The following is a 20719-nucleotide window of genomic DNA, read 5'->3' as shown; positions in this document are numbered from 1 at the left end:
TCAACCCATAAGAAGTAGCTGCAACAGGAAACATTATTCAAATATTCATGAGAAAATAGGTAGGAGATTGTATTAGATAAATGTTGCTGACGGTAATGAGATTTACTAAACTTGATTACTACCAATACTTATAAAGTAGTCAAATTAATTATATATACAATTACTAATTGAGCAGAGCATTTAGAAAGTATTAGCCATAATGTAATTAACTATTATTTAAAAACCGAAAAGTTAACATCTCGTTTACTATGGGATAAGGTGAAAGAGGTAGTAGAACCTGATGGTAATGGGTACATCATATTTGATGATATTGTTTTACACGAAAGATATTCTGAAGAAATAGAGATGGTGAGGAGATAATATAGTGGTAATGAACATGGCATACTCCAAGGAATTGGTGTAGTCAGTTGTGTATATGTGAATCCTAAAGTTCAAAGATTTTGGGGAATAGATTACCGCATTTTTAATCCTGATGTGGATGGTAAAACCAAGATAGACTATGTGAAAGATATGCTGCACAACCTTGTGTATCATCAGCTTTTACCGTCTGATACGGTTTTTATGGGCACATGGTATGCAGTAAACAGTTTCATGCTCTATATTGAGTAGGTTAGACAAAATTTATTATTGCCCTTTAGAAAAGGATCGGTTAGTTGATGATACATTTGCCAAAGAAAAAGATAAACCTATTAAATTATGAGAATGGAGTACTGAAGAGTTAGAATGTGGTAAAATTATAAAAATTAAAGGGTTTCCCGCTCAGAAAAAAGTGAAACTATTCCGGGTTGCTGTTTCTACCAACAGAACGGATTATATCGCTACTAACGATTTATCTCAAAGTTCTACGAATGTTGTACAAGAGGTATGTAAAATTCGTTGGAAAAATCGAGTATTTTCACCGAGAGATTAAACAAATAACTGGTATTGAATCTTGTCAATGTCGTAAAGCTAGGCTTTAGAGAAATCATATTGCTTGTGCAATGTTGGTTTGGATTAGATTAAAGAATTTAGCCTATAAAACTGGTTAAACTGTTTATCAAAACAAGCATAGATTGCTTTCTAATTATTTAATTCAGCAACTAAAACGCCCAAGTCTTCCTATTTGCTTGGTTTGAGTTCAATTGTTGCGTGCCAGGGCTACATCCGGCCCCCTATTTGTGCCAGTTGCGTAAGTCCTGGATACGTATAAATCAGAAAGGAGGAGGGGGGAAACGGAAACTAGAGATAAAAGAATAGGTATGTCTATGCTTGTTCTATTTGAGGAAGATGCCACCATTTGAGGTTTTAGGTTTGCATTTCGGTATATGGAAAACGGAAGCAAAGGACACATTTCATTACTGGCTAGAGATATTACGAGATGTTTTCCCTCCTAGTCTCCGTGAACAGCTAGAAAAACATGATAGCAATTATATCATGGCGACTCAGAACAAAATGCAGGAAACAAAGAGTTTTCCACCAAGGGTATTTTTGTTGAACAGGTCATTAGACTTGTAAAAATATTCCAGGTACCTCAACAAAGATTTACCCTGGATTCCCCAATTTACTCACAAGTAATTCTTACTAACTATTGGTGGTTTAGTCACATTAGGAATTGGTTCATTAGTTTTGCCCATTTCATACATGTTATGGATATGAGGTCAGTTATGAATTTGTCATCAACATCTTCATGGATAGGAACTATCAGTTACTATTCCCAACCCTGATTCTTTCCTTGGCTCTTTCCTCATCTTAACACTATGGAAAGCCAGATACAGACTCATTTGTAAATTTTCCGACGTCTCTATTCTGATTTAATAAAATTTAGATCAATTAGTTTTGTAAAAATCTTTATTTCTATTTCTGTGTCAATGTTGAGATGATTTTTTTCATAAAGGTCTATTAATTTTATTAAGTCTGTGATATATCGTTGAGCATGAGGAAGATTAGGATGGTTAAAATTGATAGCATTATTAAGTTCTTCAGCTATTCCGGCAACAAGTTTCCCCAAGCTAAACATTTTTTCTTTTTGAATTTGATCTTCCCAGTTGATGATGGCAGATGATGGCAACTGATTTTTTATGAGTTCGCTAAGGTAAAAACCTGTCTAAAGCAGCTTTAAGTTGGGCTATTTCTACATCTATATTACCTTCTTGTGCTGCTCTACCTATACACTCGGTTAAATGTTCATCTAAAACAATCCGTGCTACTTTATCTAATGCACCTCTAACAGCGGCAATTTGTAATAAAACATCAGGACAAGGAGTATTTTGTTGTATCATTGTTTTTATACCGCGAATATGTCCTTCTATTCGTGAAATTCGGTTAACAATACGCCGTAAAGATTCTTCACTATGTATATGAGGATGAACGGATTCGCCTTCCACCGCAGTATGATCTGTATGTTCGTGGTTGTGATCGTGATAGTGATGGTATGTGTGTTCTGCTTTCTGAGATGAAGATGAGGATTCTTCTATTAATCGGTTTGATCCATTCATGAGTGATCACAGTTTTGGTATTATTTCAGATCCTAACCTAGAGCGCCTATAGAGATTTGAGATTTTGGGTTTTGAATTTGAGGTTGGTGGAATAACCGAACCTAGTACTGGCAAATTTCCATAATAGCCTGGTTGCTGAATATTCCAGTAACTTGATTAAAGATAGTCAGTAAATCGAAATATCATTTTTGCAATCTGTTATTCTTGTTCCCTACACTCTATACCCTGTCTTTGATTAGGTTGTGACTATGCAAATTTTCAAATTACCCCGGTCTATACGCCAAGTTAGTACCCATGTTTTAGCGATTTTCCTAGGAGTTTTGCTGACGGTTACTTCTTTGGAAGTTTTGCCATCTCAAGCTGAACCTGCTCCTCCTCTGGTTCCTCAAAAATCATCTCCTGTGGCTGCGGCTATTGGTAATAGTAGTTTTGTGACGGCTGCAGTGAATCGTGTTGGACCGGCTGTGGTCAGGATTGATACAGAACGGACGATTACTCGTCCTACTGATCCTTTGATGGATGACCCGTTTTTGCGGAGGTTTTTTGGTGATGGGTTTCCTCAACAGTCACCGACTGAACAATTACGCGGTCTGGGTTCTGGGTTTATTTTCGATAAAAGCGGGATAGTTCTGACTAATGCTCATGTAGTTGATCAAGCTGATAAGGTGACAGTCCGCCTCAAAGATGGCCGCACTTTTGAAGGTAAAGTTAAAGGTATTGATGAAGTGACTGATTTGGCGGTGGTTAAGATTAATGCTGGTAATGATTTACCTGTTGCTTCTTTAGGTTCTTCTCAGAATGTCCAGGTGGGAGACTGGGCGATCGCAGTGGGAAATCCTTTAGGATTTGATAATACTGTAACTTTAGGTATTATTAGTACCTTAAAACGTTCTAGTGCCCAAGTGGGAATTAGTGATAAACGTTTAGATTTCATTCAAACTGATGCTGCTATTAACCCTGGTAACTCCGGTGGTCCTTTATTAAATGCTGAAGGAGAAGTGATTGGGATAAATACAGCGATTCGTGCAGATGCTATGGGGATTGGGTTTGCAATTCCTATTGATAAAGCTAAGGCCATCGCAACTCAATTGCAACGAGATGGTAAAGTTGCTCACCCCTATTTGGGCGTACAAATGGTGACATTGACACCCCAGTTAGCGCAACAAAATAACATTGATCCAAATTCCATGTTTGAGATTCCAGAAGTGCGCGGCGTTTTGGTGATGAGGGTTGTACCCGGTTCTCCTGCTGCTACTGCGGGTATCCGTCGCGGAGATGTCATTGTTAAAATTGATGATCAAGTAATTACAAGCGCCGATCAATTGCAAAGGGTAGTAGAAGATAGTCGTCTAGGTCAAACTTTCCAGCTAAAAGTGCAACGAGGTAATCAAACACAAATACTTTCAGTGCGTACTGCTGAGTTGAAAGATATTCAGTAGGTAGAAGGGAACAGGTGACAGGTGATAGGTGACAAAAGGTATTCTTCCCCTACACCCTACACCCTACACCCTTTCTTCACTTGCTAACTTGATTAAATTATCCAATTGTTGCTGCATTTGGTTTTTGACTAATTCATAGCATTTATTCACATAAGTGCGATCGCTTGCCGCTTCTTTTCCATAGCGTTCAAAAACTATGGGTGGACAAACCCTGGTATACATCCGCACAGGCAAAGGAATATTAGGCAGAGGCCCGACAGCTAAACCCCAAGGTAATCCCAAATAAACAGGAAACACTAAGGGATCTACATCAAAAAGCCAAGGCATACCCCATTTATGAAATTGCTGCATAATTTTATACAAATCAGTTAACACAATCAAGGTGTCATGGGCTCCCCAGGAAATTGCTGGAACAATCGGTACATTCTCCCGCAGTGCTACTTTTATAAAACCCTGACGGTCAGCGAAGTAAATCTTATCTCGCATTTGATGAGGTCGAAATACATCCTCTGCTCCACCAGGATAAACTAATATACTAGCTCCAGAACGCAAAGCAGCATAAGCCATTTTGGGATGAGCCATAATAGCACCGCCTTTCATAGCCATTTCTGCCGCTGGGGGAAAAACTTCCCAGACTTTCGGATGCATCAAACCGTAAATTGGTTTTTGGGTACCAAACCGACGCAACCAGTCGTACAGCATCATTGATGTATCCGGTGATGCGAGTCCCCCGTTGTGAGAACCGACAAAGAGGACTTTTCCTTCTGGGATATTTTCCCAGCCACTAGTTTGGACTTGAAAATAGTAGTTATACAAAATGCCCAATATAGGCATGAGATTTTCAATGAACTTTGGATCTCGCTCCTCCAAAGACCACCCTGGTTTTGTATTCTGGGTATGTTTTATTTGTAACATCGAGAGCTTGTATTAAGATAAATTAAGAATCTTAAATCATTTCCGAAAAATCTTCAGTTGGGTGGGCATGAGTTACCAAAAACTTTTAACCTGTAACCACTCCCCAGTACCTAGTCCCCAGGTTTCCAAGTACCGTGGAAGCTGTGGGGAATAACGCTGGGTAATCCTATTTTACAAACTGGTTCTTCATCCAAGCGTGGACTGCCCCCACCTAGAGTATTGCTATTAAATAGCCAAACTTCGCTACTATCAGTATTACCATCATAAACCACAGTTAAGACCCAACCTCGGTGGGAATTTTGATGATCAGGAGCATAAATAGGTTCAGAAGGATAAAGATTTTCACGTAAATTAGCTTCTGTCAGAGTTGCAGTTTGATGATCAAAACTAGCAATGCTATTTAAGATTTCTCCCTTTGTATCTGTTCCTTCCCGAAAAATAGACATATAGCTATAACGAGAGAACTTACCCACATTTTTGGTAGGAACATGAGGAAATTCACAAGTTCTATTTAACAAAGTTTCAATTCCCGTTACTTTGCCAGATTGTGGATTAACTTGTACCCGCGTCAAAGTATTTTTAGGAACTGTTTGAGTTTCCCCGGTCGCTACTTGGCGCAAATATTCATTAGTCTGAAAATCTGCATATTTCGCAAAATCAATAATTACTGTACCGCTATCATCAACATAACCATTAGCAAAATGCCACTGAAACCAAGGATCAGTTACACCACGACTGACTACAGACAAAGTTTCTCTATCAATCACTATAATCTTAGTTCCCTGATCCGGTTGCCAGGTTAAGGAATCACTATAGGTACTAGTTCCAAACAGAACAGACCAAATATTTAACCGCACCGCAGGAGCAAAAAATACTAAATATTGTCCTGCTAACACAAAATCATGTATTATGGGAAAACCTTTTAAGGTCAACTTTGCTTTTTTGAGAATCTTACCAGTGAAGTCACTTTTATAAATATGCAGTATGGCATTAGGACCCGGACTCATGCCAAAATTAAAGATTTCTCCTGTTCCATAGTCAATTTTAGGATGAGCAGAATAGGGTTGTCCTTTAGCCAAACCACCTAAATTATTTAAACCTTTGGTCTCTAAAGACTCTAAATCTAGTGCATAGGGATTATCCCCTTCCCATAAGGCTAAAAGTTGATCAGGTAATGCCAAAACCGAAGTATTCGCTGTGTGTTTGACTGGTTTTCGCCATTGATTCCAAATAGCCCCCGGTGCAGTCATACCATAATTACCATACAGCCACTTACCCCTAGCAGTTTCTTCTTGATAACCAGCAGTCTGCACATAGCGATAAACCCCGGTAGCACCAGCATCGGTAAAATGGACAGCTAAAATAGCCCCATCCCCATCAAACCAGTGTCCTACTGATACACCACCCCGTTCTAATCTGGCTGCACCGTTGCGGTAAAGTGTACCCCGTAGACCATCAGGGATTTTACCCGCGAGAACAGATAATTGTGTAGGAGGAAATTCAGTTGCAGGTTGAGATATAGCTTTTGCCCAACTTTTTTTATTTGACTTTTTATCAATTGTTTGCATAGTAATTTTGCTGCTATAGAGTTTTGCTGATTACGAGTTCTTCTCAATTACCTACTAGTACAGTACGGCGTAAATAAACCAACCATTCCAAATCTCTGAAAAGCTAAGGCCATATTCATTTTGAATTTTGTTAGCGTAGGGTCTCCGAAGGAGATATATTTGTTAGGGTAGCTCTTCTGAAAAAAGCATTTTGAATTCACGGTGGTACTAGCTATCTCTTTTTGGCTAGTAACTGATAACTGATAACTGATAACTGCCTGATTAAATCAATTTTGCTGATTCATAAAGTCTTTTAAACATGGCTTTAATTTTAGTACCATAATCTAAGTCTGCTGACCATCTTCCTGATAACTGATCAACAGAAGGAGCTACACCTCTAGTTACAAATCTAAACCGAGGATCTACCTCTTGTTGTACCAAAGGTTCTAAACTGGCATAGGCTTTTAAATGTTGGATATGCGCTCTCACTCCAATTCTGGCACTAGAAAAAGAAGCTGCTTGTGTTCCACCACCTATTGCACCTAAACCAGCAAAATTATTTTGTTGAGGTTTAATATCACTACCAAATCGTAAAAAGACAGTTTCCAAACACATCTGACAAAACGCAATATCATGATTTACTCCTTCCATTGCCGCTTCTTCTCGATAGAGTTTGGGAATATCAGGAAACTGGACGAGAGCATTTTCATTGTTATTTCGCAAAAATAATTGTAGCTGTAATTCTGTGGTATTACCATTAGAAACAATTTGGTTAATTTGTCCTGGACAAACTGATAAAATTGAACGTAGGTTCAGAGTTTTTGTTGCACTATCCCATTCAATAGAAACATTAAACTCTCGAAGTTCAATGGCTTTAATGTAAACTACTCGCTGATAGGTAACACGAACAACATTAGGTGATTTGGATAAATCAATCCGTAAGCGATCTACTAAATCAATAGGGATATAAGAGTTACCATTAATCAATACACCTTGCTCTGCATAATTTCGACCATTAATGTTAATATTAATGGGTGGATAAGTTCGTTGTGGGGGAGTTCCCGGATTAGGGTCAACTGCCCTACTCCAAGCCACCAATCCATCCACTATTCCTAAAGCAAAATCACGGCGACGAGTTTGTAACAAACTGTGATCATCTGGACTGCTAATAAAGCCTACTTGCATTAATAAAGCAGGGACATTTGTCTGACGACAGAATTGTAAACTACCTAAGCCGCTATCTGTATCGGGTTTAACTCCACGATTAGGTAATTGAGGGACACGACGTAACAATCCCATCAGCACCATTTCTGCATTTTGCTTGCGTTGATTGTTGTTAGCAATATAAAAAACTCCAGCCCCCCTAACTGTAGGACTACCAGCAGCATCGGTGTGAATTTCTACGGCGACATCACCAGTTCGACCGCGAGAATTAATCCAGGTAATAGTTTGAGCAGCACTTAAATCATCAGGAACAGCTAAGACTTCCACCGTACGCACTCTAATTTCTGTAACAATTAAATCCCGTAACAGAATCATTTCTTTTGCTTCAGTTGTACCACCTGCGATCGCACCAGAATCAATTCCACCCGCTTCCCTGCCCCCATGCGCCGCCGAAATGAAAATACGTCCCATTTTGGTTATTCCAGTTGTTAAGCTCCAGCGTATGCAATTTTAGCGATTATTCTGGGCTGAGAACAAGAATATAATTGTTAGTTGGCATTAGTCATTAGGAAAATTACTTCCCCAGTTGCCAGTTCACAGTTGCCAGTTCACAGTTGCCAGTCCCCAGTCCCATGCAAATCCCTCGCTTACATCCAGATACCATAGAAGAAGTTAAACACCGGGCTGATATTGTTGATCTTGTTTCAGAGTACGTAGTTTTGCGTAAGCGTGGAAAGGTTTTTGTCGGGTTATGCCCCTTCCATGATGAAAAAAGCCCTAGTTTCACGGTTAGTCCCAGCAAGCAGATGTATTATTGCTTCGGTTGTCAAGCTGCCGGTAACGCCATTAAATTTCTCATGGATTTGGGTAAATACCAGTTTACAGAAGTGGTGTTAGATTTAGCACGGCGTTATCAAGTACCTGTCAAAACCTTAGAACCGGAACAAAGACAAGAATTACAACATCAGTTGTCTTTGCGTGAGCAGTTATATGAGGTTTTAGCGTCCACAGCCCAATTTTATCAACACGCCCTCAGACAAAGTTTAGGACAAAAAGGGATGCAGTATTTACAAGAACATCGTCAATTCAAAACCGAAACAATTCAACAATTTGGTTTGGGTTATGCACCCGCAGGTTGGGAAACCTTACATCGGTATTTGGTGGAAGATAAACATTACCCAGTCCAGTTGGTGGAAAAAGCGGGTTTGATTAAACCCAGGAAAGATGGAGGCGGTTATTATGATGTATTTCGTGATCGCTTAATGATTCCCATCCGTGATATACAAGGACGAGTTATTGCTTTTGGTGGGAGAACGCTGACAGAAGAACAACCAAAATATTTAAACTCCCCAGAAACAGAACTTTTTAGTAAAGGTAAAACCTTATTTGCATTAGATCACGCCAAAGATGGTATTTCTAAATTAGATCAAGGAGTAGTTGTAGAGGGATATTTTGATGCGATCGCTCTCCATGCAGCAGGGATTAATAACGCCGTCGCTTCCCTGGGTACAGCTTTAAGCATGGAACAAGTCCGGTTGCTATTACGCTACACCGATTCAAAACAATTAGTTCTAAACTTTGATGCAGATAAAGCCGGAATCAACGCCGCAGAAAGGGCTATTGGTGAAATCGCGACATTAGCCTATAAAGGCGAAGTGCAGTTAAAAATCCTTAATATACCCCATGCAAAAGATGCCGATGAATACTTGCACAGTCATACAGCAGAGGAATATCAACAACTATTAGCAAACGCCCCACTTTGGTTAAATTGGCAAATTGCGGAAATCATCAAACACAAAGATTTAAGACAAGCTACTGCTTTTCAAAAAGTTACAAAAGAAATCGTAAAACTCTTGCAAAATATAGTTAATAGTGATACACTAAATTATTACATTTCCTACTGTGCAGAAATACTCAGCTTAGGGGACGCTAGATTAATACCCCTCAGAGTTGAGAATTTACTAACTCAAATTGCACCCACTAGTGTGCAAAGTCTACCACTGCGCTCGCGCAAACAGAAGTTGAAAACGCCGAAGCTATCTCTAGTAACCACTGAACGGAGTTTATTAGAACAAGCAGAGGCGTTATTATTACAAATATATTTACATTGTCCAGAACAGCGCCAAGTAATAATTGATGAACTAGAAGAGCGAAATTTAGAATTTAGCCTTTCTCATCATCGCTTTTTTTGGCAACAGAGTTTAGAGTTTCCAGTAGAAGAAGTAGATTTAATTTTTAGTTTGGAAAACAAGTATTTAGAATTATCAGAAGACTTAATATTAATTTCTCATTTATTTCATTTGAATGAAAAAACCAACAAAGAAATACTGCGCACTCCCCAAGTACTTCAAGCCACATTTGCTTGTATGGAAATAGTCTTGAGAGAAAAACGCTATCGTTATTTTATGGAACTGTGGGAAAAAACTGATCCACTAACAGAACCAGAGAAAGATAAGTTTTATGCTGATGCTATGTATGCTGAAAAAATGCGTTTACAAGAATTAGATAAACAACGGTATTTTTCAATTAGAGAATTACTTTAGTATATATGGGGCATTGGGCATTGGGTTTGTTTACGTTTCATATAGGATTGCTGTATAATTGATACATCAGCTTGAATTTCTGGCAGGACCTTGATAATTATTGAATACTTCTAGCGTTTCATTAGTTTCAGTTAGCTGTTGACCAGAAGCCTGAAATCAAGTTTTTTTTGAGGTGTGCCAAAATCGTCTCTAGATTACGCCCCTAGACTCTGTTTCAGAGGGCAGAGTTTAAATTTACTAAATCCCCTCAAGGGGACTGAAACTAGTCTTAACTTGTGCTTTGCTGAAGGTAAAATGGTATCTTTCAATTTACTAAATCCCCCTCAACCCTCAAGGGGACTGAAAGGATTTTTCAGCCGCCACCATAACTTTGGTACTGGCTTGTTTCAATTTACTAAATCCCCCCAAGGGGACTAAAATCTTACTCCATCATTAGTTCTGCATCCTGGTAGCTGTTTCAATTTAATATACTGAAAACGGTTTAAAAGTGTCATTCTGAACGTTCGCGGAGCGTCTATGAAAGAGATAGTGAAGAATCTCGGAGATACTAGAGCCTACTACGGCACGCTCCGCGTTCACCCAGTATCCCAAAGGAATACGCTGCACTACGTTACCCATGGCTTACGCCACCCTGCACTATCAGTATGATATAAGTCCAAGTTTCACCGGTTTCCGGTATAAATCCCCGCAAGGAGAATAAAACAGTCTTCAATAACACAAAGTCCTCAATGCCCAATTACCAATTACCAATTACCAATTCTCTAATCTTTGATTGATAATTCTTTTAATAGACGAATATAACCATCAAGACCATGATCTTTAAATCGTGCAGAAATAACATTTAACCTAAATCTTGAACCTATCTGTAGTTCCTTATCCACATGACTATATCCTTGCCACCATCTTGGTAATGCAGAAACTATATCCATACCATGAACAAATCTATAACTTTTAGGAATTTGTTCATTATAGGGCTTGGAAAATCCATTACTTCCCACTTTTGGCGCTCCAAAAGTATAACCTTCTATGGAAGTTAATTTTTTAACAAACTTGTACTGAACATCTACTACACATAATGTTCCTAATGCACCTCCTAAAATGTTACCAGTTACAGTAACATTAGTAGTATTATTATTTATTGATATATTTGTGAATCTGACTTCTGAGAGAACAGTAAGCGTTAGTAAAGCCACGATGCGTTAATGAACCAGAAGTATTTTTTGTTTTATAGGTATAAGTTTTATCTTTTTGAGCAACAATTTGTCCACGAATTACTTCTTGCTCAAATGCTTTCCACTCTTGACTGGTATCAAAATTTGTTTGCCAGTCAAACGATGAACTACTACCTTGAACAACAAGAATAATTCCTGATGAATCTGATAAAATAGCGAGTTGAGTATCAGTAGTTGTTTCATTAATTAAAATTTATTTTTCCTTCCCATTAGAAAAGATAATCTTTGAAAAATCTTGATAAACTTCTTTGCAGCAAAGTACCATTTTGAAAGCTTTGCAATAATCAAAGGTCATAAATTTATCCTGTGGTTATAAAAATTGATTTCAAGAAATAAAGGGGAATCGGAAAAACCTATTTAAGTAGGTTGGCGTTAAAAATTGTCCTTATGACAGGCAAAAGACAAGAGGTGAAGCAGCGCGGTCTTGGGGAGCCACTGCGGTGGATGGGTTTCCCGGCATAAAGCAAGTGGCGTGGTTTCCTCTATGTAGGCGCTTCGCCTTCCCCAGGGTCCCACTGGAGAAACCGAAGGGCACTCATGCAACAGGGAAGAGGGTTTTGGTGATTTTACTTTTTGTTACATACTTCTGTTTTTTCCCGCCGAGGTACTTAGTAAGTTCTTCAAAATCAGAAATGGAATTCCAGAAAAGAGTCTGCTTTTTCTGTGCTTCATTTATAAAACAGCAGCAAAAAAATGCTATAGCAGGAGTCACAATTCAGAATTCAGGTGTAAGAGAACTCCACAAAAAGAAATACCCAATGTCATTCTGTTAGCGAAGCTTGGCGTAAGCCATACGCAACGACATAGGAATTATAGGCTACGTTTCGCCTTCACGGAGTGTCCCGAAGGGATACAGTATGACAAAACAGGATCATTTATTTTGTGGCTTACTCTAAAACCATTTTTTAGAAGGAGTTTCATTATCACTTGATTTCCTAAGCTCATTTCCCGTTGCTATATTCAAATTTTTCTTGTCTAGTAGTAATTACTTAGCTAACTGTCACAATCAAGTCTATTGTAGAGTGCTTTATATGTCAAAGATCTGTTATTATTAAATAATATATGGATAGGTCCCATGCACCCTATTAATATGCCAGTTGTGTAAGTCCTATCTAGTTTAAACTCTCGGTAGGTGATGTAGCAAATATATTTTTTAATTTAATAAGTTTTAATTCTTTTAAAATTTAGCTACTTTGTGTAATTTCAAATTGAATTACATCTTTTAAACTGTCTTGGGTTTTTAAGTTGGTAAAAATGAAGAGTTGATCACCACGCATTTTTTTTTGCGTCTCGTTCACAGTTAAATCAGCACCAAAATAGGGTGCAAGGTCAGTTTTATTAATGACTAATAAATCAGATTTAGTTATATCTGGTCCACCCTTGGGGCGAATTTTATTACCAGCAGTAACGTCAATTACATATATTGTTAAATATACTAATTTGGAACTAAAGGTAGCAGCTCAGTTATCACCACAACTTTCTAAAAAGACTAGATCTAAATCTGTAAATTTTTCTTCTACTTGTTCAATTGCAGCTAAATTCATGGAAGCATCTTCACAGACAGCTGTCTGGGGACAGCCTCCTATTTCAACTCCCAAAATGCCGCTCTCCAAAGCCTGAGAACGTACCAAAAACTGGGTATCCTCTTGAGTATATATGTCATTTGTCACCACTGCCAAGTTATAGTTCTCCCGCAGTGCTTTACACAAAGCATTCACTAAAGCCGTTTTTCCTAAACCTACAGGGCCAGCTACGCCAACTCGAAAAGTATTCAATTTAGTCATTGGTAATTGGTGATTGGTGATTGGTGATTGGTGATTGGTGATTGGTGATTGGTGATTGGTGATTGGTGATTGGTGATTGGTGATTGGTGATTGGTGATTGGTGATTGGTGATTGGTGATTGGTGATTGGTGATTGGTGAAATTATTACATATTCCCTGTCACCTATTCTTTAACTCCTAAATAACCTTGTATGTATATTGGGTTTCATGCTACATACTTGCTAACGATAATCCCCAACTGCAATAAGCGAGGTCATCATCCTCCAAAGCGAGAATTTCCAACATGGTATCAGTTAATAATGTTTGTAATTCTAATAACAATACTTGTCCAGCAGTTTGGCCGAGGGGAATGAGTTTTATTCCCGCAGTAATTAAATTATTTACCCAACTAACTATGCATATATGCTAATAATGCAGCTTGGTGGTTAATTTGCCAGTGAGATGAAGCAATGCCAAAAGCGAGCGCATAATTGCAAGGATAACCCACAGCAGTAGCTAAGGGAATAGTTGACGGTGCGAGTTTACCCAATAATTGTATGAGCGCCCCATTTGCCAACTAGAACCCCGTCACTCTTCCGTATCCCTCACCGCAGATAACCACAAATTCCACCGTTTTAAATCTTGCCGATCTCCTAAATTTGCAGCCTGTAATCCCCTCATCATCACCGCTTTATCTATGGGAATAGACCCATCTTTCAACTCAGATCCTAACCAATCTTTTAGATTATTACTATCATTAATAGTGCCATCTTCCACCAAAATTTCTAAACCTTCCGAATAGCTATAAGGCCCCACAGGTAAAGCTGGACTAGCCAATTGCAAAATAGATAAAAAATGAAAATTAGTGAGCTGGATTAGTTCCATAAGCTCCTAATTCTGGTTGAAAAGGTACAACTTAGTCCTTAATTTCCAAGCCTAATTTTACCAACATCGTTTGTAAAATCGGGTCAGGAGACAAGCGTAAATAGTTCTGTGTAATTCCTACAGGTACATGACGATTTCCCAAATCATAAGCAGCCCTTAATAACAAAGGTATGTCTGCAACCACAGTTAAAACAGATTCAGGTTTTGCAACAATTTTCATGAAATTACACTGGCTTTCATGTGTCAGAACATCACCATCATGGAAAACCGTACCTCTTGGTAAACGCAAAAACACGACCGTACCATCAGGTAAAGTAAATCGGTGACGGCTGCGGGTGCGTTCTTCTGCGGTAAGTTCCAGGATCAAATGAACCGCAATATCAACATCAAAATCAAATAGTTTACCTTGCATTAAGGTCAGCATAAATAGGTTAGCGTTAAAAATCGTCGTTATGAGAAAGCAAAAGGCAGAAGGTTGTAGAGGATGTTTGGAAAGTTATAAAGTTTATCCAAAAACCTCCACTCCCTACAAGGGAATGGGGGTAGGGGGTTAGGTTGAGGACAATTACTGGGTTCATATAATACTTTTCAAACAATCTCTTAGAGGATATTTGAAAAGTCCTTGCTTATGTATCAAGCGAAAAAGTTTTCAAACACGCTCTTAGCGGGACTTAAACAAAAGTTAAGAGTAAAAAGGAGTATAATGGGATTTCGGTGTAGCTTTCACGTTAAAAGAAGCTGATGACAGAAACCACTGCCGCGGCAATGGCACCATGGTTTGAAAGATGGTGTCACTTGATGATGTATTTACTCATCAAGCGCAAAAAAGAGAGTTTAGACATGATTTAGGGGGATGATTGGGTAAAAGTGAGAGAAAAAACCTATTTCAAATGGCAGAGAATGCCATAGGGGTGACTTACCACCGATTAGACCACTTTTTAACTGAAGCACCTTTTTTAACTGAAGCACCTTGGTCCAGTTCCCAAGTCAATGAGCATTGGTTAGAGATTATGAACAAGTGTAGTCAGAGGAGAATCACCAGAGGATTTAGCTTAATAATTGATGATTATGGCCATAGAAAAAGGGGGAATTTTAGGGATGGAGTAGTAGTAACAACACATACATCTATTATGATGGCAGTAAAAGCTTACCATTACATATAGAGTTATATCACCACAGTGATTCTTGACCCAAAGGGAAACAAGAGCCTCTATTTGAGAATAAACCTGAGTTAGGAATTAAATTAATACATCTGACCTTAAGCCATCGTTATCAACCAGGAATAGTAATTATAGATCCTGGATATGGCCACAATAGATCTTTCTTATTAAAGATAGAAAATCGGCATTTAAAGTAGTTAGGAGGATTAGCTAAAAATCCCAAAATCCTTGCTAGTGAGTGACCAAGAGGATAGTCCAACAATAATTAGGTTAGATGAATTAGTACAAAGTTTACCCCAAGAGGCTTTTACAGAAATTCAACTGGAGTTAGATAAAACTAAAACATTATGAGTAGTAACTAAAGAAGTAGAAATATCACCCTTAACTGGAAAGGGCAATATTGCTATCGTCATCAACGGTTCTACTTTCTCTCAAGCCACTGATATGGACTACTTTATGACCAATGTTTCTTCATCAACTGTCACACCCCAATGGATAGTTGATACATATTCTTAAAGAAATTAGGTAGAAGTTGTTTACAGGGAAGCCAAGGGATGGTTAGGACTCAAAGAATATCAAGTTGGAGATAACAGCAGTTGACTGCGCCATTTTATTTTGGTTTTCTGTGCCTACACTTTTATTCTTAGCCATCAGTGGACTGGAGGATTAAGACCAAGGTGGGCTAAGAAACCTTTGAATACTTTTACTCAAGCTTTAGAAGGGTTTAGAATAGCCATATCTTTTATATTTATTGATTGGTTCAACTTGAATCCGGACGTGTTTCCTTCTTATCAAGCCAGTTTGGGCTACATTTGGGCTTGATTTTCGTTTACGTCCCGTTAGATAATTTTACTGTTCGTTACACGCTTCGGTTTTTTTGTGCCTTTCTGCATAATTACGAATTAGGAATTAGCGATTAGGAATTAATCTAATTCCCGTCGTCCTTCCAAAGCTCTAACCAGTGTCACCTCATCAGCATACTCTAAATCACCACCCACAGGTAAACCAAAAGCAATCCGCGTAACTTTCGTAAAAGGTTTGAGTAACTCACCTATATATAAAGTAGTGGTTTCCCCTTCTACACTAGGACTAATAGCCATAATTACTTCTTGTGGCTGTTGTTGACTGACTCTCCGCACCAAAGCTTGAGCCGTCAACTGTTCAGGTCCAATACCATCCATGGGAGAAATCACCCCACCTAAGACATGATATTTACCTTTATACTCGCGGGTTTTTTCCAATGCAATCACATCACGGGAATCTGCAACCACACAGATAGTTGTATTATCCCGGTTAGGATTGCGGCAGATATCACATACAGGTTCAGATGAGAGGTGATAGCAAACTTGACACAACCCTACCTGTTTTTTCGCATCAATTAGTGCCTGTGCCAAAGCTTCAACTTCTGCCTCTGGGCGCTTTAAAATATGCAACGCTAGACGCTGGGCGGATTTGGGTCCCACTCCGGGGAGGCGTTGCAGTTGTTCAATCAACCGGGCTAAAGGGCGTGCGTAAACCGTGGTCTTGTCTCCTATCTGTTTTTATCTCTACTATGATGACATTTTTAGGGTGTTTTGGAACAAGGGTTGGAAAGTGATTAAGTTAATTATCTAAACTTACACATTTCAAGGATATTTGTATGGATTTGGTTACGGGATCAATCAGATTACATCCCAATAGACTTAAGTACAGGACTTAGGCAACTGGCACAGGCGATGGGTGAAATATAGTACATCGGTATTAAATAAATCGGATATGGAAAGCTTTATCAACCCATCAGAAGTAGCTGCAACAGGAAATATTATTGAAATATTCATGAGAAAATAGGTAGGAGGTGGTATTAGATAAATGTTCCTGACGGTAATGATATTGACTAAACTTGATTACTGCCAATACTTATTAAGTAGTCAAATTAATTATATAATTACTAATTTAGCAGAGCATTTAGAAAGTATTAGCCATGATGCAATTAACTATTATTTAAAAACCGAAAAGTTAACATCTCGTTTACTCTAGGATAAGGTGAAAGAGTTAGTGGAACCTGATGGTAATGGGTACATCATATTTGATGATAGTGTTTTAGACAACAGATATTCTGAAGAAATAGAGATGGTGAGGAGACAATATAGTAGTAATAAACATGGCATACTTAAAGGAATTGGTGTAGTCAGTTGTGTATATGTGAATCCTAAAGTTTAAAGATTTGGGGTAACAGATTACCGCATTCTTAATGCTGATGTGGATGGTAAAACCAAGATAGACCATGTGGAAGATATGCTACAAAACCTGGTGTATCATCAGCTTTTCCCCTTTGATACGGTTTTGATGGACACATGGTATGCAGTAAACAGTTTCATGCTGTATATTGATAGCTTAGACAAAATCTATTATTGCCCTAAAAAAAAAATCGGTTAGTTAATGATACATTTGCCAAGGGAAAAGATAAACATATTGAATTATGAGAATGGAGTACTGAAGAGTTAGAATGTGGTAAAATTATAAAAATTAAAGGGTTTCCCGCTCAGAAAAAAGTGAAACTACTCCGAGTTACTGTTTATACTAACACAACGGATTATGTCGCTACTAAGGATTTATCTCAAAGTTCTACGAATGTTGTACAAGAGGTATGTAAAATTCGTTGAAACATCGAGGATTTTCACCGAGACATTAAACAAATAACTGGGATTGAATCTTGTCAATGTCGTAAAGCTAGGCTTTAAAGAAATCATATTGCTTGTACAATGTTGGGTTGGATTAGATTAAAGAATCTAGGCTATCAAACTGGTCAAACTGTTTATCAAAACAAGCATAGATTCCTTTCTAATTATTTAATTCAGCAACTAAAACGCCCAAGTCTTCCTATGTGCTTGGTTTGAGTTCAATTGTTCCGTGCCAGGGCTACATCCCGCCCCCTATTTGTGCCAGTTGCGTAAGTCCTGAAGTATTATCAACAAGGTCTAAGAGCTATGAGGCTTATAGAGCATATCTTGTAGCTGATTTCATCCGCCCTTCAGATTCGGATCAGGATTGGTTATGCTCTAAGTGCCTGTATTCATGGATGATGCTACTAAACTAAATTCTCAGGAAATACAAGTATCTATTTTGAAGCTAGTTAGTAAACAATCACATAATGCTTATTTCTTTGATTCAGAAGTCTTAGCAAAAGACCTGTCAGGAACACTAATTTGGTGTCAAACAAATGCTAGAAAGAAATTGTGAGGGTGTACCAAAAGGAAAAGTCCACTAAATTAATTATATTCAAGAATATCCACATCCTACAAAACAAATACTGGGAATAAATAACCATCAGTTTTAAGACTTGTTAGCCCAAGTTAAGTTGAAATGTAGGATAAAAAACTTCAAGGGGAGATAGAAAGTAAAAACATAGGTATAAATCAGAAAGGAGGAGGGGGGAAAGGGAAACTAGAGATAAAACAACAGGTATGTCTATCCTTGTTCTATTGGAGGACAATGCCAACATTTGATGTTTTAGGTTTGCATTTCGGTATATGGAAAACGGAAGCAAAGGACACATTTCATTACTGGCTAGAGATATTACGAGATGTTTTCCCTCCTAGTCTCCGTGAACAGCTAGAAAAACATGATAGCGATTATGCCATGGTGACTCAGAACAAAAGGCAGGAAACAAAGAGTTTTCCACTAAGAGTATTTTTGTTGAACAGGTCATTAGACTTGTAAAAATATTCCGGGTACCTCAACAAAGATTTCCCCTGAATTCGCCAATTTACTCACAAGTAATTCTTACTATTTGTGGTTTAGTCACATTAGGAATTGGTTAATGAGTGTTGCCCATTTCATCAATGTTATGGATATGAGGTCAGTTATGAATTTGTCATCAACATCTTTATGGATAGGAACTATCCGTAACTATTACCAACCCTGATTCTTTCCTTAGCTATTTCCTCATCTTAATACTATGGAAAGCCAGATACAGACTCTTTTCTAAATTTTCGGACCTCTCTAAGATAAAATTTATGCTCAATAGACTGAAATAGTGGACTAACTTAATTGATAAAGTTACCCGAAAATTATATCTGTGGGTAGCTATTTTGATCTTCGGAGTTTCTAGTACAGTAACTTGTATTTTAATAGAAATAGTATCTCAACATTTAATAAGCGATTGTAATCCCATTTCTTGGTGTAATGTTTTATTTGTAGGAAACCTGTGTAACTTAATAGGTTTATTGATCATTTATTGGCACTACTAGAACAAAGCAACTCTCAGGCAAATTTCTGTAGAAGATAGCTTTTATCTCACTAAAGTATAGCAATCCTAAATGAATCATGAGTAAATAGTGTTACTGCATTTGTAACTTATGAAACTAGAATTTAAAGCTATGAATTACCCTTAATATACCACTTTAGCCACAAAACACAAATCTATTTGGTGTTTATGTTATCTTTAATAAATTCAGTATTTTCTCACCAATGATTCCGGATTGCTATATTATATATAGTGTTGTAATTGTAGTTTTAGGTCAATTACTTTGGGTGAGAGGCTTCAAAACTTCCCCTGTATCCACAACTTCCTTCGTGAGTTCAGTGACACCGCTAATCAGTATTTTAGGATCTTTCTTATAGAATCTTGGGTGAAATTCCTACTCAGGCACAATATATTGGTGGTAGCTTGGTTTTAGTGGGAATATTTTTAAGCCAAATCAAAACTAAACGCCAAATTAATCAATTTGTATCCCAGATGAGTGTAACTCAAATTAAACAAAAGATCGAAGCAGAAATGGGATTTAAGGGGTTTTAACTACAGTTTGATTTCTGCTAAAATAGTCAAATCAAGCTAAAATGTAAACATAGTCTGCCTTTCCCATTCAATGATACCTATGCTGGAGAATCTGCAAACCCAAATTTATCAACTCGAACAATTCGCAAACACCCTTGTTGCTAACCAACTCACCCATGTCAGTATCGTAAGTATTGCCATTATTTTTGCAGCTGGCTTACTCACTAGTCTTACCCCATGTATGCTGTCTATGCTGCCTATTACTATTGGTTATATTGGTGGTTATGAAGCAAAAAGCCGACTTCAAGCAGCTGCACAATCAACTTGGTTTGCTTTAGGATTAGCCACAACATTGGCAGGTTTAGGAATTGTAGCAGGTTTAGTGGGAAAAGTATACGGTCAAGTAGGAATTGGTTTACCAATTATTGTTAGTATTATTGCTATTATTATGGGCTTGAATTTATTAGAAGCTCTACCCATACAATTTCCATCTTTGAACGAAACAAATTGTATTTCTCAAGATTTACCTCCTAGAGTTCGTTCATACTCTATCGGGTTAACTTTTGGTTTAGTTGCTTCCCCTTGCAGTACACCAGTTTTAGCCAGTTTATTAGGTTGGGTTGCTAATACCCAAGATTTGATTTTAGGTGCAGTTTTACTACTTTCCTACACAGCCGGATATGTTGCACCATTGATTTTGGCAGGTACGTTTACTGCCACAATTAGAAAACTATTAGAATTGCGTCGTTGGTCTGGTTGGATTAATCCAGTTAGCGGTGCATTATTGGTTGGGTTTGGTGTATTTTCTTTACTTTCTCGTATTCCCCTTGGTAGTTTCTAGA

At 38.0% G+C, this 20719-nt stretch carries 15 protein-coding genes and 5 pseudogenes; 10 read left to right on the top strand and 10 right to left on the bottom strand.

The annotated features are described in order from the left end of the window. Nucleotides 1–95 precede the first annotated feature (95 nt). Together AAZO_RS27170 and AAZO_RS17575 are read left to right on the top strand one after the other, a co-directional pair. Nucleotides 96–1115, top strand: a pseudogene (locus AAZO_RS27170) (IS701 family transposase). A 133-nt stretch (nucleotides 1116–1248) separates the two neighbouring features. Next, entirely contained in the window at nucleotides 1249–1494 is a 246-nt protein-coding gene (locus tag AAZO_RS17575) for a helix-turn-helix domain-containing protein (RefSeq protein ID WP_081462818.1), read from the top strand. Nucleotides 1495–1780: 286 nt separating this feature from the next. Here AAZO_RS17575 and AAZO_RS17570 read toward each other — a convergent pair whose 3' ends face one another. After that, entirely contained in the window at nucleotides 1781–2047 is a 267-nt protein-coding gene (locus tag AAZO_RS17570; protein ID WP_041641350.1) for a hypothetical protein, read from the bottom strand. A gap of 19 nt (nucleotides 2048–2066) precedes the next feature. Then, the gene (locus AAZO_RS17565) at nucleotides 2067–2474 is read right to left on the bottom strand and encodes a metal-sensing transcriptional repressor (protein ID WP_013192260.1); all 408 of its coding nucleotides are present in this window, start codon (nucleotides 2472–2474) and stop codon (nucleotides 2067–2069) included. Nucleotides 2475–2722: 248 nt separating this feature from the next. Between AAZO_RS17565 and AAZO_RS17560 the strand changes: the two genes are divergently transcribed. Then, complete coding sequence (locus AAZO_RS17560; RefSeq protein WP_013192259.1) at nucleotides 2723–3913, top strand: HhoA/HhoB/HtrA family serine endopeptidase; 1191 nt, start codon at nucleotides 2723–2725, stop codon at nucleotides 3911–3913. Between the two features lie 63 nt (nucleotides 3914–3976). Here the strand turns inward: AAZO_RS17560 and AAZO_RS17555 are convergent, their stop codons facing one another. The 3 genes from AAZO_RS17555 to tftA all read right to left on the bottom strand — a co-directional run bounded on the left by AAZO_RS17555 (nucleotide 3977) and on the right by tftA (nucleotide 8010). Next, nucleotides 3977–4828, bottom strand: coding sequence for a lysophospholipid acyltransferase family protein (locus AAZO_RS17555; RefSeq protein WP_013192258.1), 852 nt, complete (start codon nucleotides 4826–4828; stop codon nucleotides 3977–3979). A gap of 110 nt (nucleotides 4829–4938) precedes the next feature. Continuing rightward, nucleotides 4939–6396 (bottom strand): carotenoid oxygenase family protein, encoded by a 1458-nt coding sequence (locus AAZO_RS17550; RefSeq protein ID WP_013192257.1) that lies wholly within the window; start codon nucleotides 6394–6396, stop codon nucleotides 4939–4941. Between the two features lie 261 nt (nucleotides 6397–6657). Then, nucleotides 6658–8010 carry a hormogonium tapered terminus morphoprotein TftA gene (tftA, locus tag AAZO_RS17545; protein WP_013192256.1) on the bottom strand — a complete coding sequence of 451 codons (1353 nt, stop codon included), beginning with the start codon at nucleotides 8008–8010 and terminating at the stop codon, nucleotides 6658–6660. 161 nt (nucleotides 8011–8171) lie between these two features. On the opposite strand from tftA, the gene dnaG reads away from it, so the two are divergent. Beyond that, nucleotides 8172–10082: a DNA primase gene (gene dnaG, locus AAZO_RS17540; protein ID WP_013192255.1), complete on the top strand. Its 1911-nt coding sequence runs from the start codon at nucleotides 8172–8174 to the stop codon at nucleotides 10080–10082. Nucleotides 10083–10843: 761 nt separating this feature from the next. On the opposite strand, the gene AAZO_RS39100 is transcribed toward dnaG, so the two are convergent. The 4 genes and pseudogenes from AAZO_RS39100 to AAZO_RS17520 all read right to left on the bottom strand — a co-directional run bounded on the left by AAZO_RS39100 (nucleotide 10844) and on the right by AAZO_RS17520 (nucleotide 14385). Then, the gene (locus AAZO_RS39100; RefSeq protein WP_228371271.1) at nucleotides 10844–11275 is read right to left on the bottom strand and encodes a lipase family protein; all 432 of its coding nucleotides are present in this window, start codon (nucleotides 11273–11275) and stop codon (nucleotides 10844–10846) included. Nucleotides 11276–12498: 1223 nt separating this feature from the next. Then, nucleotides 12499–13089, bottom strand: a pseudogene (ureG, locus tag AAZO_RS17530) (urease accessory protein UreG). A gap of 218 nt (nucleotides 13090–13307) precedes the next feature. Beyond that, nucleotides 13308–13961, bottom strand: a pseudogene (locus tag AAZO_RS17525) (urease accessory protein UreF). A gap of 31 nt (nucleotides 13962–13992) precedes the next feature. Next, the gene (locus tag AAZO_RS17520; protein WP_013192254.1) at nucleotides 13993–14385 is read right to left on the bottom strand and encodes an urease accessory protein UreE; all 393 of its coding nucleotides are present in this window, start codon (nucleotides 14383–14385) and stop codon (nucleotides 13993–13995) included. Nucleotides 14386–14702: 317 nt separating this feature from the next. Between AAZO_RS17520 and AAZO_RS31160 the strand changes: the two are divergent. After that, nucleotides 14703–15943, top strand: a pseudogene (locus AAZO_RS31160) (IS701 family transposase). Nucleotides 15944–16044: 101 nt separating this feature from the next. Here AAZO_RS31160 and recR read toward each other — a convergent pair. Next, the gene (recR, locus tag AAZO_RS17510) at nucleotides 16045–16602 is read right to left on the bottom strand and encodes a recombination mediator RecR (RefSeq protein WP_266889620.1); all 558 of its coding nucleotides are present in this window, start codon (nucleotides 16600–16602) and stop codon (nucleotides 16045–16047) included. Between the two features lie 382 nt (nucleotides 16603–16984). Here recR and AAZO_RS27155 point away from each other — a divergent pair. The 5 genes and pseudogenes from AAZO_RS27155 (at nucleotide 16985) to AAZO_RS17490 (ending at nucleotide 20718) form a co-directional block, all read left to right on the top strand. Next, a pseudogene (locus AAZO_RS27155) lies at nucleotides 16985–17997 on the top strand (IS701 family transposase). Nucleotides 17998–18592: 595 nt separating this feature from the next. Next, nucleotides 18593–18820 carry a transposase family protein gene (locus AAZO_RS17495; RefSeq protein ID WP_013192251.1) on the top strand — a complete coding sequence of 76 codons (228 nt, stop codon included), beginning with the start codon at nucleotides 18593–18595 and terminating at the stop codon, nucleotides 18818–18820. Continuing rightward, nucleotides 18790–18921 (top strand): hypothetical protein, encoded by a 132-nt coding sequence (locus AAZO_RS31155; RefSeq protein WP_081462918.1) that lies wholly within the window; start codon nucleotides 18790–18792, stop codon nucleotides 18919–18921. The genes AAZO_RS17495 and AAZO_RS31155 overlap by 31 nt, the downstream gene beginning before the upstream one ends. Nucleotides 18922–19727: 806 nt before the next feature. After that, complete coding sequence (locus tag AAZO_RS35585) at nucleotides 19728–19898, top strand: hypothetical protein (protein ID WP_187289511.1); 171 nt, start codon at nucleotides 19728–19730, stop codon at nucleotides 19896–19898. Between the two features lie 79 nt (nucleotides 19899–19977). Beyond that, on the top strand, nucleotides 19978–20718 hold the full coding sequence (locus AAZO_RS17490; RefSeq protein ID WP_041643384.1) for a cytochrome c biogenesis protein CcdA: 741 nt from the start codon (nucleotides 19978–19980) through the stop codon (nucleotides 20716–20718). Nucleotide 20719 lies beyond the last annotated feature (1 nt).

The sequence above is a fragment of the 'Nostoc azollae' 0708 genome, assembly GCF_000196515.1.
Lineage (GTDB): Bacteria > Cyanobacteriota > Cyanobacteriia > Cyanobacteriales > Nostocaceae > Trichormus_B > Trichormus_B azollae.
This window is presented reverse-complemented; position numbering and strand designations above follow the sequence as displayed.